The organism is Nonomuraea sp. NPDC050202, assembly GCF_040656115.1.
In the GTDB taxonomy this organism is placed as follows: Bacteria; Actinomycetota; Actinomycetes; order Streptosporangiales; family Streptosporangiaceae; genus Nonomuraea.
Window position 1 is genome coordinate 159001 of the sequence record NZ_JBFALF010000002.1, and the last position, 13639, is coordinate 172639.

Consider the following 13639-nt stretch of genomic DNA (forward strand, 5'->3'; position numbering starts at 1 on the left):
CCTGTGTGGCGGGCTCCCTGTGTGGCGGGCTCCCTGTGTGGCGGGCTCCCTGTGTGGCGGGCTCCCTGTGTGGCGGGCTCCCTGTGTGGCGGGCTCCCTGTGTGGCGGGCTTCGTGCGCGGTGGGCTCTTCACGCGGTGGGCTCCTCATGTAGCGGACTTCCTGCGTGGCGGGCTCCTTGTGGGGGCGCCGCCCGGCCTGAGCTGGTCCCGCCCCGTGCTGTGCCAGCCCTCCCGCACTCAGGGCGCCGCTTGCTCAGGGCGCCGGCCCGTCCCGTCCGGACGCGGGGCGCGTTCGGGCGAACGGCGGGTGCGGAGCATCGCGCGGACTCCTCGTCTCCTCTCGCCTCAGGGCCTCACCCGCGCCCCGCCGCGAAGCCGCTCGGCGAGGGCGAGGGAAGGGGTGGGAAGGGCGGGGTGTGTCCTCGGGTACGTTTGTGAGGTTTGTTCACGGCCGAGGCTGGAAGCAACCGATGTGACGCTCCGACCTGCGGGAAGATCGCGATCACTGGACGACACGCCCGGGACGGATGATGCTGGCGGGCTGATCAGCGACTTCAGCAGGATGGCAGCGCTCAACTTGCGTTCATGGTCGCGCGCTTCTACGGTTGGACCACAACATCTAGTAGTTACACCGATGTAGTTCACCACACCTTGTGTTTCTGCGACCGCTCCATGGACAGCTGTGGAGTGTGCGCGAGCGTCCCGTCATGGCGGGTGAGGGCGCGTGTGGTGGCCAGGTTTCTTGGAGGCGAAGCGTGCACTGTCCGTTCTGTCGCCACCCTGACACCAGGGTCATCGACAGTCGCTCCACGGATGACGGCGCGGCCATCAGGCGCCGCCGCACCTGTCCCGAGTGCGGGCGCAGGTTCACCACGCAGGAGACCGTACTGCTGATGGTGAGCAAGCGCAGCGGAGTGACGGAGCCGTTCTCGCGGGACAAGGTCGTCGCGGGCGTGCGGCGGGCGTGCCAGGGCAGGCCGGTCAGCGAGGACTCGCTGGCGCAGCTCGGGCAGCGGGTGGAGGAGGCCATCAGGGCGAAGGGCGCGGCCGAGATCCCCTCCAACGAGGTGGGCCTGGCCATCCTGGGCCCGCTGCGGGAGCTGGACGAGGTGGCCTACCTGCGGTTCGCATCGGTATATCGCGGTTTCGAGAGCCTGGCGGACTTCGAGGCCGAGATCAAACAGTTGAAGGCGGAGAAGGGGGAGTCATGACGGAGACGGCCAGCGGTTCAGTGGCGCGCGGGGGCAAGCGTCCGCGTAAGGGACTGAAGATGAAGCGGATCTTCACCAAGCCCGGCGTGCACCCGTATGACGAGATCCAGTGGGAGCGCCGCGACGTCGTCATGACGAACTGGCGCGACGGGTCCATCAACTTTGAGCAGCGGGGCGTCGAGTTCCCCGAGTTCTGGTCGGTCAACGCGGCCAACATCGTGACGACCAAGTACTTCCGCGGCGCCGTGGGCACCCCGCAGCGCGAGTGGAGCCTGAAGCAGTTGATCGACCGGGTCGTCGGCGTCTACACCAGGACGGGGCTCGAGAACGGCTACTTCGCCAGCGAAGAGGACGCCGAGATCTTCGACCACGAGCTGAAGCACGCACTGGCGCACCAGGTGTTCGCGTTCAACTCGCCGGTGTGGTTCAACGTGGGCACGCAGTCGCCGCAGCAGGTGAGCGCGTGTTTCATCCTCTCCGTGGACGACACGATGGAGTCGATCCTGGACTGGTACAAGGAAGAGGGTGTGATCTTCAAGGGCGGTTCAGGGTCGGGGGTGAACCTGTCGAGGATCCGCTCGTCCAAGGAGTTGCTGTCGAGCGGCGGCACCGCCAGCGGCCCGGTGAGCTTCATGCGGGGCGCCGACGCGAGCGCGGGGACGATCAAGTCGGGCGGCGCGACGCGGCGGGCGGCCAAGATGGTCGTGCTCGACGTCGACCACCCCGACATCGAGGAGTTCATCGAGACCAAGGCGCGCGAGGAGGACAAGGTCCGCGCGCTGCGTGACGCCGGTTTCGACATGGACCTGGGCGGCAAGGACATCGTCTCCGTCCAGTACCAGAACGCCAACAACTCCGTGCGCGTCTCCGACGAGTTCATGCGCGCGGTGGAGAAGGGCGGCGACTTCGGCCTGCGGGCCCGCCTGACCGGCGAGGTCATCGAGAAGGTCGACGCCAAGGACCTGTTCCGCAAGATGGCCAAGGCCGCGTGGGAGTGCGCCGACCCCGGCGTGCAGTACGACGACACGATCAACGACTGGCACACCACGCCCGAGACGGGCCGGATCACGGCCAGCAACCCCTGCAGCGAGTACGTCCACCTCGACAACTCCTCCTGCAACCTGGCCAGCATCAACCTGCTGAAGTTCCTGAAGGACGACAACTCCTTCAACGTGGCCGACTTCGTCAAGCTGACCGAGCTGATCATCACCGCGATGGACATCTCGATCACGTTCGCCGACTTCCCGACGGAGAAGATCGGCGAGACGACGCGCGCGTACCGCCAGCTCGGCATCGGCTACGCCAACCTGGGCGCGCTGCTCATGGCGACCGGCCACGCCTACGACTCCGACGGCGGCCGCGCCGTCGCCGCGGCGATCACCTCGCTGATGACCGGCGTGTCCTACCGGCGCAGCGCCGAGCTGGCCGGGGTCGTCGGCGCCTACGACGGCTACGCCAGGAACGCCGAGCCGCACAAGCGCGTCATGCGCAAGCACGCCGCGGCCAACGACGACCTGCGCACGATCGGCTCGATGGACGCGAAGATCCACGCCGAGGCGTCCCGCCAGTGGTCGGAGTGCCTGAAGCTGGGCGAGAAGAACGGCTACCGCAACGCCCAGGCCAGCCTCCTCGCCCCCACCGGCACGATCGGCCTGATGATGGACTGCGACACGACCGGCATCGAGCCGGACCTGGCGCTGGTCAAGTTCAAGAAGCTCGTCGGCGGCGGCTCCATGCAGATCGTCAACCAGACGATCCCGCGGGCGCTCAAGCAGCTCGGCTACCAGCAGGAGCAGATCGAGGCCATCGTCGAGTACATCGGCGAGCACAGCCACGTCGTCGACGCGCCCGGCCTGCGCCAGGAGCACTACGAGGTGTTCGACTGCGCGATGGGCGAGCGGGCGATCGCGCCCATGGGCCACGTCCGCATGATGGCGGCCACGCAGCCGTTCCTGTCCGGTGCCATCTCCAAGACGGTCAACCTGCCCGAGTCGGCCACGATCGACGACATCGAGCAGGTCTACCTGGAGGGCTGGAAGCTCGGCCTCAAGGCGCTGGCCGTCTACCGCGACAACTGCAAGGTCGGCCAGCCGCTGTCGGCCGGCGACGGCTCCAAGAAGCAGCAGGAGCAGCCGAAGGAGCCCGAGGTCAAGGTCATCGAGGTCAACCGGCCGACCCGGCGGCGCATGCCGAACCAGCGGCCGAGCATGACCACCCGCTTCACCGTGGGCGGCGCCAAGGGCTACATGACCGCCTCGTCCTACCCTGACGACGGGCTCGGCGAGGTCTTCCTCAAGATGTCCAAGCAGGGCTCGACGCTGGCGGGCGTCATGGACGCGTTCTCGGTGGCGATCTCCATCGGGCTCCAGTACGGCGTGCCGCTGGAGACGTACATGAGCAAGTTCGTCAACATGCGCTTCGAGCCGGCCGGCATGACGGACGACCCCGACATCCGCATGGCCACCTCGGTGATGGACTACATCTTCCGCCGCCTGGCCCTGGACCACCTGCCGTACGAGGAGCGGGCGGCGCTGGGCATCTTCTCGGCGGCCGAGCGGGCGGCGCAGCAGCGCGGCGAGGACCCGGCGGCGCTGCAGGAGACGGTGGACCGGGAGGCGCTGGCCCAGTCGGCGCCGATCGAGGCCGCCCAGCCCAAGGAGGACACGCGGCCGGCCGTCCAGGAGCTGACGCTGGAGAGCCACCAGCGCTTCACCGCCGACGCGCCGCTCTGCATGACGTGCGGCACGAAGATGCGTCCGGCCGGGAGCTGCTACGTGTGCGAAGGCTGCGGCTCGACCAGCGGCTGCAGCTGACGGCAGGCCGGGCGCCGGGTCGCCCGTGACGCTCGGCCAAGGGCCTGATGCGCCTGTTCGAGAAGGGGGTTCGGATCTCGGTCCGGACCCCCTTCGGCGCGTCATCCGTGGGGACGCGGCTCAGAACATGCCGTTCGGGATCTGGCCGGGCTCCGGCACCGGCTGCACGACGTCCCAGTGCTCGGCGATCTGCCCGTCCACCAGCCGCCAGATGTCCACGACGGCGACGCCGCGCTCGTCGCCGTCCGGGATCAGGTGGTAGTGCAGCATGACGAGGTCGCCTTCGGCGATGACCCGCTTGAGGTCGAGGCGGGCGGCGGCCAAGGGCGAATTTCTGATGAACGCGATCCACGCGTCCCGTCCCGACGGGTTGCCGGGGCTGTGCTCGACGAAGTCCTCCCGCAGGAGGGGGTGGAGGATGTCGTGGTCGCCCGCGGCGAACTCGGCGAAGGCGTTCAGGATGATGTCCTTGTTCATGGTGGTCACCATCGCGGATGCCGTCCGGGCCGTCGATTACATGGCATGTAATGGCGCAGGCCGGACGGGATGGGTTAGAACAGCACGCATGCGTGATGATCGGCCGGTCGGTGAGCTGCTGCGCGAGTGGCGGCACCGGCGCAAGCTCAGCCAGCTGGACCTGGCCATTCAGGCGGACGTGTCCGCCCGGCACGTCAGCTTCGTGGAGACGGGCCGGACGATCCCCAGCCGTTCGATGGTCATCCACCTGGCCGAGCACCTCGGCGTGCCGCTGCGCGAGCGCAACCGGCTGCTCGTCGCGGCCGGGCACGCGCCCGCCTACCGGGAGCGGCCGCTCGACGACCCCGACCTCGCCGGGGCACGCGAAGCGCTGGAGCAGGTGTTGCGGGGGCACGAGCCGTTCCCGGCGCTGGCCGTGGACAACCGGTGGAACCTGCTGCTGGCGAACGCGGCGGTCGAGGTCTTCCTGGACGGGGTCGACCCGGCGCTGCTGGAGCCGCCGGTCAACATGATGCGGCTGGGCCTGCATCCGGGCGGGTTCGCGCCGCGGCTGCGGAACCTGGCGCAGGTGCGCGGGTTCCTGCTGCCGAGGCTGGCCCGGCAGGTCGCGCGTACCGGGGATCCCGAGCTGAGCGCGCTGCTGGAGGAGGTGCGGGAGTACGGGGGCGGGGGCGGCCCCGGGGTCGCCGAACCCACCGACATCGCCCTGCCCATCAGGATCGAGCACCGGGGGCGGGAGCTCTGCTTCTTCAACACGATCACGACGTTCGGGGCGGCGTTCGACGTGACGCTGGAGGAGATCGCGGTGGAGGCGTACTTCCCCGCCGACGCCGGGACCGCCCGGCACCTGCGCGGGGATGTCCAGTAGCGGACAGCGGGATGGATCGAGCGCGCATCGGTCGGTCATGCTGCCGGGTATGAGGCGGATCGCGGTGCTCGCCGTGGCATTCGGAACGGTGCTGTACGGGGTGCACAGGCTGGCCATGGTCGCGGTCGCGTGGCTGATCGGCAACGAGGACATGATCGTCGGGCTGGACTGCTGCGTTGACTACCACAGGAACGCACCGGACCCGTGGGGGAACGTGCTGGTCGCCGTGTCCGGTGTGCTCGCCACGCAGGCGGTGGCGTGGTCGGCCATCGGGCTGCTGGCAGCGCGGCGCGGCTCCGCCCGGGTGCTGGCGACGCTGGCCGGGACCGCGTTCGTGGTGAGCCCGTTGCTGCAGCTCATCGTGTACGTGGTGTGGCACTGGGCGGAGCGGGACTACGTCGCGGTGATCGACTACCTGATGGACGCGACCGGGCTGCCGGAGATGGCGCTGATGGTGGCGATGCTGGGGTTGTTCGCCGGATATGCGCTGATCTTCTGGCTGGCGGTGCGGGGAGCGTGGGACCGGGCCACCATCACCCCGGTTCCTGCGGCTCCCGCGCCCTGACCGGCCTGTCCAAGAGGTCCCGGCAGTGCTCACCCCGCCGGGGGCGCAGGCACTCGTACGGCGTGGACGGCGGCTGGGACGGAGCGGATCAGGATCAGTTGTCCCGGGCCGGATACGCCCCGTTCGCGCTGTGCCGCCCCGGAGCGATCTTCGTCATCGGCGGGCTGGCACAGCGCGGTGGTGGGGGCTCAGGAGCTGAGCACGTCGCGCAGCACGTCGGGCCGGTTGGTGATGATGCCGTCCACCTTGTAACCGATCATGCGGCGCATGGCGGTCGGGCTGTCGACGGTCCAGGTGAGGACGTCCAGGCCGAGGGCGTGCACGCGGCGGACGTACGAGGCCGTGAGCGTGGTGTACGGCGGGTTGATCTGGTCGGCGAACTTCGCCAGGCCGGGCAGCTCCCCGGTCGAGGGCGTGCCGAGCAGCCCGATCGGCACCTCGGGCAGCAGGCGGTCGAACGTGCGCATCGAGTCCCAGTTGAACGACTGCACCACCAGCTTGCCCGGAGCCAGCCAGGAGGGGTGGCGGCGCAGCTCGGCGGCGATGCGGGACTCGATCCCCGCGTAGCGCTCCGGGGCCTTGACCTCCAGCAGCAGGCCCATGCCCGAGCCGCTCATCTCGCGCAGCGCCTCGCCCAGGGTGGGCACGCGCTCGCCGTCGTACTTGTCGGACAGCCACGAGCCGGCGTCCAGCTCGCGGATCTGGTCGAGCGTGAGGTCGCCGACGTTCCACGGGGACAGGCCGGGGAAGACCTGCTCGGCGTTCGTGGTGCGGGACAGCGTCGTGTCGTGCATCAGGACCAGCTCGTGGTCCTTGGTCTCCTGGACGTCCAGCTCGAACAGGTCGGCGCCCTGCGCGGCGGCCAGCTCGAAGGCGGCGATCGTGTTCTCCGGGGCGTAGGCGGAGGCGCCCCGGTGGGCGACGTTGACGACGGTCGCGGCGCCGGCGGGGGTGGCGAGGGGGAGGAGGGTGAGGGAGAAGGAGGTCGCGATGAGGACGGCGAGTCGCCTGAACATGGGTCTCCTCGGCTGGGGAGAGACAACGACTCGACGGTGACAAGATCGCGTGACTTGGAGTTGAGGGCAGAGTAACGCGGTGGCGCCGCGCGGATGAGCATTCGACGCGCGTACGCGCCGGGGTGGGATGCGTCCGGTGAACGCCGGGGTGGGATGCGTTCGGCAAGCGCCGGGCCGGATGCGTTCGGCAAGCGCGCCGGGGCGGGGCCCGGAGGCGTCCCGCCCCGGCGTGGAGGGTTCTAGCGCAGGCCCGCGTCGAGTGCGGTGGTCAGGGTGCCCGAGTCGCCGGACATCTCCCAGATCATCGCTCCGAGCAGCCCCTTGCTCCGCAGCCAGGCCGTCTTCTTGCCGATCGACCAGGCGTCGTCGAACGTCCACCACTGCCCGCCGTCGCCGGTGAAGCAGTACGTGGCCACCGCCTGCTCGTCGTGCCTGACCGTGCAGCCGGGCACCATGGCCAGCAGGTTGGTGTAGCCGCGGGTGCCGGCCTCCTCCTGGAACTGGCCGGGCGCGGCCCCGCCCGCCTGCTGCCACTCGCCGTACCTGCCGCCGTCGGCCACCCGTTGCCAGCCGCGGCCGTAGTACGCCAGGCCGATGGTGATCTTGCGGGGGTGGACGCCGGCCTGGAGGTAGACGTCCACGGCCTTCTCGACGCTGAAGTCCGGGTCGTACGGGCTGTCGGTGTCGAGGTGGAGGTTGCCCTGGTGGCCGGTGCGGTTCGGTTCCCAGGAGTTGTCGCTGCCGGCGCCGTGGAAGTCGTACCCCTGGACATTGAAGATGTCCAGAGATTTCGTGACTTCGGGGAGATCCCAGCCCGCGGCGATCTTGGCGGGGTCGGCCGGGGTGAAGGCCGTGAGCTGGTACCGCTTGCCCGTCGTGGCCGTCAGCGCGTCGAGCTGGCGGCGGAACTCGGCGATCAGCAGCGTGTTGTTCGCCTTGTCGGCCGGGCTGACGTGGTTGCCCGGATGCCCCTCGGCGCCCGGCCACTCCCAGTCGAGGTCGATGCCGTCGAAGACGCCCGCCGCCGTGCCGGGGCCGCCCGCGCCGTTGTAGGCGGGCAGGTTCCCCTTGATGTAGATGTCGATGCACGACGCCACGAACTTCTTGCGCGCCGCGTCCGTGGCCGCCACGTCGGAGAAGTACTTCGAGTACGTCCAGCCGCCCAGCGAGATCAGCACCTTTAGGTGCGGGTGCTTGGCCTTGAGCTTCCTGAGCTGGTTGAAGTTGCCGCGCAGCTTCTCCCAGCCGGTGTCCGCCACGCCGTCCACCGACTGCGCGGCGCTGAACGGGCGGCCGTAGTCGGCCTCGGCGTCACCGGCGCCGTCGCCCTGGTTCGGGTCCTGCGGGTCGGTGCTGGTGCCCTTGGTGACGCCCTGCAGGCAGGTGAGGTTCTGCGGGTCGATGTTGGCGAAGGCGTAGTTGATGTGGGTCAGCTTCGCCGCCGCGCCGGTGGTGTCGAGGTTGCGGACGAAGTACTGGCGGCCGTAGATGCCCCATTGCACGAAATATCCGACGCGGGCGTAGCCGGTCTCGACGATGTCAGCCGTGGTCACCTTCACCGCCGCGCCGGCGGGGGAGAGGTTGTCGTACAGGTCGTGGGCCCGCACGGTGAACGAGTACTCGGTCGAGGGCGACAGGCCGGAGACGACCGCCGTGGTGCCGGAGACGGTCGCCGCCACCGAGGAGCCGATGGAGACGTCGTAGCCGGCGATGCCGGAGTTGTCGGAGGAGGCCGCCCAGGTCAGCGTGACGCTGGACGACGTCCTCGCGGTGCTGCGCAGGTCACCCGGCGCCGTCGGCGGCTGCGTGTCGTCGGCCGGGTCGCGGGTGGTGACCGCCAGCGGCACGGACGCCGGTGACAGCGTGCCCTTGCGGTCCTTGGCCTTGACGGTGAACGTGTACGCGGTCGAGGGCGACAGGCCGGAGACGACCGCCGTGGTGCCGGAGACGGTCGCCGCCACCGAGGAGCCGATGGAGACGTCGTAGCCGGCGATGCCGGAGTTGTCGGAGGAGGCCGCCCAGGTCAGCGTGACGCTGGACGACGTCCTCGCGGTGCTGCGCAGGTCACCCGGCGCCGTCGGCGGCTGCGTGTCGTCGGCCGGGTCGCGGGTGGTGACCGCCAGCGGCACGGACGCCGGTGACAGCGTGCCCTTGCGGTCCTTGGCCTTGACGGTGAACGTGTACGCGGTCGAGGGCGACAGGCCGGAGACGACCGCCGTGGTGCCGGTGACCGAGGCGGCGACGGAGGAGCCGTTGTAGACCTCGTACCCGGTGATCGGCAGGCTGCCGGGGGCGGCGGCATCCCAGGCCAGCGCGACGGTCTTCGTGGTCCTGGCGGGCGAGCGCAGGTTCCCGGGAGCGGCAGGCGGCGCGTCGGGGCTGCCGTCGCAGTTGACGTCGTTGATCCGGCAGCTCGCCGGCTCGGCACCCGCGGTGCTGACGGTGAAGGACGGGCTGTACGGCTCGGTGGTCGCGCCCGCGTTCACGGTCGTGTTGTAGTGCGCGGGCGTGAGCGTCACCGTACGGCCGCTCTGGCTGAGCGAGGCGTGCTGGGCGTTGCCCGCGGTGACTCCGGCCGGGAGGTCGAACACGATCGTCCACCCGTTGAGCGGGGCCGTGCCGTTGTTGGCCACCACGAACCCGGCCGCGTTCCCGTTCACCTGATAGGTGGCGCTGACCGGCGGCTTGGCGGGCGGGTCGCCGCCGCTGCCGTCGCAGTCGGCACCGTCGATCAGGCAGCTCACCGGCTGGGCGGGGGAGCTGAGCGTGATCCTGGGGTTGTACGGCTCGGTGTTCCTGCCCGCTTGCACGGTGTTGATGTAGAAGGCGGGGGTGAGGGTCACCTTGGTGCCGTTCTGCCTGATGGTGGCGTTCTGCGGGCTGGACGCGGTGACTCCGGAGGGCAGCTCGAAGACGATCGACCAGCCGGTCACGGCGGTCGTGCCCGGGTTGCTCACCACGAACGTGCCGGTGGTGCCGGACAGCGTGAACGTGGCGACGAGGCGGCTCGCGGCCTGAGCGGGGAGAGCGCCCAGCGCGGCGATCAAGAGGACGGCGATCAGGGGGGTGGCTAATCGGCGCACGTCAGAGACCTTTCATTAAAGAAAGTTTCCTAACAATTAGCCGGATCGTAAGCCCGGCCCGCACGCCTGGCAAGGCCCCGCCGCGGTGCTCGGCGAGCACGGCTCGGCATCGGGTGCGTCAGGGCGGCCGGGTGACGCTGCACGCGTCAGATCGGCAAGGTGGCGCTGCCCGCGTCAGGCGGCAGGGTGGCGACGCGCACACCAGGGCGGCAGGTGGCGGTGTGCGTGTCAGGGCGGGAGGGTGGCGCTGCGCGTGTCAGGGAAGCGCCGCACAGGCCTCGCCGGGCAGCGGCGTTCAGTTGATGGTCAGCGCGGTGCCGTACAGGCGTGACACCCGCAGCCGGATCACCATCCGCCGGTCGGTCACCATCTGCCGCAGGAAGGCCGGCTCGCCCGCCGGATCGGGGAGCGGCGGCTGCATGGCCAGCAACTCCAGCCCCACCTCGTCGCCCGGCTCGCGGCTCACCGGCGACAGCTCCGCCTCACCCTCGGCCACGGCGAACGACCGGAAGTCGTCGCTGGCCACGTAGAGCGAGCAGCGCGCATCCTTCTGGAGCCGGCGCACCTTGAGCCGGTCGGCGATGGTGGAGATCCGCACCACGCGCTGCCGCGGGTCCCAGGTGTAGGCGACGGTGGACAGCTCGGGCCGCCCCTCGGCCTTGATCGTGGCCAGCGCGCCGAAGCGCTGCTCGGCGACCAGGTCCGACAGTTCCTCGTCGCTCAGCGACTGGGGGTCCGGCCCTACGCCCGGACCGTGGTTCTCCGCCATTCACCAGCCCTCGTAAATCAGGAAATATCACCCTATACCGAGCTGACGGTTGAGCGTCTGGACGTCCGAGATCACCCAGTACTCGGTGAACCTCCCGTCCCTCACCCGCAGGATGTCGTGGCCGCTGAACGCGATCCTGGTGCCCTCCGCCGCCGTCACACCGGGAAGCCCGCCCCGGTACGCGCCCGCGAACGTCCACCGCGCCGACACCAGATCCCCGTCCACGATCGGCCCCACGTCCAGCGTGACCTTGACGTCGTCGAACGGCGCGTGCCCCTGCCGCAGCGCCTCGATCAGCCCGTCGGGCCCCGCCACTGTCATGCCCGGCCAGTGGCCGGTGAAGTCGGGGGTGACGAGTTCGTGCGCCAACTCGAAGTCGCCGTTCCAGAGCTCGAGCAGCCATCGTCTGTAGAGATTGGAGGTCATCCGGAGCACCTACCCACCCACCGGTAGGTTACAAGTCATGAATCTTGCTATTACCAGCGGATATGTCGTGCCCGTCGACGGTGACCCCATCGACGGCGGAACCGTGCTCATCCAGAACGGGAAGATCGCCGCGGTCGGCCGGGACGTGGCCGTACCGGAGGGAACCCCGGTCGTGGACGCCGCCGGCGCCTGGGTGCTGCCCGGTTTCGTGGAGGCCCACGGCCATCTCGGCGTGCACGAGGAGGCCGAGGGCTGGGCCGGTCAGGACACCAACGAGATGACCGACCCCAACGGCGCCCGGCTGCGCGCGCTGGACGCCATCAACCCGGCCGACCTGGCCTTCGGCGACGCGCTGGCCGGCGGGGTCACCACCGCGGTGATCAAGCCGGGCTCCGGCAACCCGATCGGCGGCCAGACCGTGGCGATCAAGTGCTGGGGCAGGTCGGTGGACGAGATGCTGCTCAAGGAGCCGGTGAGCGTCAAGAGCGCGCTCGGTGAGAACCCCAAGCGGGTGTACGGCGACCAGAAGAAGCTCCCCTCCACCAGGCAGGGCGTGGCCGCGGTGATCCGTGACGCGTTCATGAGGGCGCAGGACTACCGGGCCAGGAGGGCCGCCGCCGAGCAGGAGGGCAAGCCGTTCGACCGCGACGGCACGCTGGAGGTCCTGGTCCGCGTGCTGGACGGCGAGCTGCCCTGGTGCCAGCACACCCACCGGGCCGACGACATCGCCACCGCGCTGCGGCTGGCCGACGAGTTCGGCTACCGGCTGGTGATCAACCACGGCACCGAGGGGCACCTGCTGGCCGACACCCTGGCCGAGCGGAACGTGCCGGTCATCATCGGCCCGCTGCTCGGCAGCCGGTCGAAGGTCGAGTTGCGGCAGCGCTCGCTGCGCAACCCCGGCATCCTCGACCGGGCGGGCGTCGAGGTGGCGATCACCACCGACCACCCCGTGGTACCCATCCACTTCCTGGTCCACTCGGCCACGTTCGCGGTCAGGGAGGGGCTGGACCCGGCGGCGGCGCTGCGCTCGATCACCGTCAACCCCGCCCGGATCATGGGGCTGGACGACCGGGTGGGCGCGCTGCGGCCCGGGCTCGACGGTGACGTGGTCATCTGGTCCGGCGACCCGCTGGACGTCATGAGCCGGGCGCTGAAGGTGTTCATCAACGGCCGGGAGGTCTACGCGTACACCGACGGTGAGCCCGTGGTGACGGATCCCTACTACCGCGATTCAAGTAGCCGTTAAGTGCTTGTAGATGCGTGGCGCGCATAGTGGGCGAAGCCAACGGGAAGAGAGGCATCACCATGACTGCTCCCCCGCTCGTCCAGCGCCCCAGCAAGGCCCTGCTGATCGGGCTGGTCGTCTCCGGAGTGATCGCGCTGATCGTGCTGGTCATCATGCTGCTCTCCGGTGGCCCCGTCGGGTTCGGCCTGTCGGCGCTGCTGGCCGTGGCGCCCCTGCCGGTGCTGCTCGCGGCCGTGCTCTCGCTCGACAGGCTCGAACCCGAGCCGAAGCTGCACCTCGCCTTCGCCTTCGCGTGGGGCGCGGGGGTGGCCATCGTGGCGGGCATCGCGCTGACGCTGGTGGGCCAGCAGCTCTTCGCCAGGGCCGGCTACACCTCCGCCGCCGTCGAGAACATCGGCGCCGTCGTGCTCGCCCCGATCGTGGAGGAGGCGCTCAAGGGCTCGGCCCTGCTGCTGCTCCTGCGCCGGCGGGCCGAGATCGACGGGCTGACCGACGGCATCGTGTACGCCTCCATGGCCGGCCTCGGCTTCGCCGCCGTGGAGAACGTCGGCTACTACCTGCTGGCGTTCGGCGAGAACGGCGCGGGCGCGGCCGTCCAGCTCTTCGTGCTGCGCGGGCTGATCGACCCGCTCGGCCATCCGATCTACACCTCCATGATCGGCCTCGGCGTCGCGTACGCGCTGACCAGCCGCAGCACCGCCAGGTACGCCGCGATCCCGTTCGGCTACGTGGCCGCGGTCTTCCTGCACGGCCTCTGGAACGGCGCGGCCACCACCGGCTCGCTCGAGTGGCTGGGCGTGGCCTACCTGGTCATCATGGCGGCGCTGGTCCTGCTCATCGTCGTGACCGTCGTCGAGCGCCGGCACCTCATCGCCAGGATGGCCTTCTACCTGCCCGCCTACCACCAGACGGGGCTGATCAGCGACGCCGACGTACGGATGCTCACCACGCTGTCCGCCCGCAAGGCGGCCCGCAAGTGGGCCAGGGGAGCGGGGCTCGGCCGGGCCATGAGCGACTACCAGCAGGCGGCGACCGAGCTGACCATGCTGCACCTGCGAGCCGAACGGCAGGGCATCGAGCCGCACAGGTTCGCCCTGGAGCGCGACGCCCTCCTGGGCGCGATGGCCCGCACCCGCCGCTGGTAGCACAGCGACAGCGACC

Annotated in this window: 11 protein-coding genes; 6 read left to right on the top strand and 5 right to left on the bottom strand. The window is 70.0% G+C overall.

Annotation, left to right across the window (positions count from 1 at the left end):
- Positions 1 to 756: 756 nt before the first annotated feature.
- A complete protein-coding gene (gene nrdR, locus AB0I79_RS05780) occupies positions 757 to 1212 on the top strand; it encodes a transcriptional regulator NrdR (protein WP_043614619.1) in 456 nt (151 codons plus the stop codon).
- Positions 1209 to 4025: a vitamin B12-dependent ribonucleotide reductase gene (locus AB0I79_RS05785; RefSeq protein WP_357867478.1), complete on the top strand. Its 2817-nt coding sequence runs from the start codon at positions 1209 to 1211 to the stop codon at positions 4023 to 4025. The genes nrdR and AB0I79_RS05785 overlap by 4 nt, the downstream gene beginning before the upstream one ends.
- Before the next feature lie 120 nt (positions 4026 to 4145).
- Here AB0I79_RS05785 and AB0I79_RS05790 read toward each other — a convergent pair whose 3' ends face one another.
- Positions 4146 to 4502 (bottom strand): nuclear transport factor 2 family protein, encoded by a 357-nt coding sequence (locus AB0I79_RS05790; protein ID WP_357867481.1) that lies wholly within the window; start codon positions 4500 to 4502, stop codon positions 4146 to 4148.
- Positions 4503 to 4590: 88 nt separating this feature from the next.
- On the opposite strand from AB0I79_RS05790, the gene AB0I79_RS05795 reads away from it, so the two are divergent.
- Both AB0I79_RS05795 and AB0I79_RS05800 read left to right on the top strand, forming a co-directional pair.
- Entirely contained in the window at positions 4591 to 5370 is a 780-nt protein-coding gene (locus AB0I79_RS05795; RefSeq protein WP_357867484.1) for a helix-turn-helix transcriptional regulator, read from the top strand.
- Between the two features lie 49 nt (positions 5371 to 5419).
- Entirely contained in the window at positions 5420 to 5935 is a 516-nt protein-coding gene (locus tag AB0I79_RS05800) for a hypothetical protein (protein WP_357867487.1), read from the top strand.
- 188 nt (positions 5936 to 6123) lie between these two features.
- On the opposite strand, the gene AB0I79_RS05805 is transcribed toward AB0I79_RS05800, so the two are convergent.
- The 4 genes from AB0I79_RS05805 to AB0I79_RS05820 form a co-directional block, all read right to left on the bottom strand.
- On the bottom strand, positions 6124 to 6951 hold the full coding sequence (locus AB0I79_RS05805; protein WP_357867490.1) for a glycerophosphodiester phosphodiesterase family protein: 828 nt from the start codon (positions 6949 to 6951) through the stop codon (positions 6124 to 6126).
- 239 nt (positions 6952 to 7190) lie between these two features.
- Positions 7191 to 10034, bottom strand: coding sequence for a glycosyl hydrolase family 18 protein (locus AB0I79_RS05810; protein ID WP_357867493.1), 2844 nt, complete (start codon positions 10032 to 10034; stop codon positions 7191 to 7193).
- Positions 10035 to 10329: 295 nt separating this feature from the next.
- Positions 10330 to 10803 carry a TIGR03618 family F420-dependent PPOX class oxidoreductase gene (locus tag AB0I79_RS05815; protein WP_357867496.1) on the bottom strand — a complete coding sequence of 158 codons (474 nt, stop codon included), beginning with the start codon at positions 10801 to 10803 and terminating at the stop codon, positions 10330 to 10332.
- Between the two features lie 27 nt (positions 10804 to 10830).
- Positions 10831 to 11229, bottom strand: coding sequence for an ester cyclase (locus AB0I79_RS05820; protein WP_357867499.1), 399 nt, complete (start codon positions 11227 to 11229; stop codon positions 10831 to 10833).
- A gap of 37 nt (positions 11230 to 11266) precedes the next feature.
- Here AB0I79_RS05820 and AB0I79_RS05825 point away from each other — a divergent pair, with 37 nt between their 5' ends.
- Together AB0I79_RS05825 and AB0I79_RS05830 are read left to right on the top strand one after the other, a co-directional pair.
- Positions 11267 to 12478, top strand: coding sequence for an amidohydrolase (locus tag AB0I79_RS05825; RefSeq protein WP_357867502.1), 1212 nt, complete (start codon positions 11267 to 11269; stop codon positions 12476 to 12478).
- Positions 12479 to 12537: 59 nt separating this feature from the next.
- Positions 12538 to 13623, top strand: coding sequence for a PrsW family intramembrane metalloprotease (locus AB0I79_RS05830; protein WP_357867505.1), 1086 nt, complete (start codon positions 12538 to 12540; stop codon positions 13621 to 13623).
- Positions 13624 to 13639: the final 16 nt, after the last annotated feature.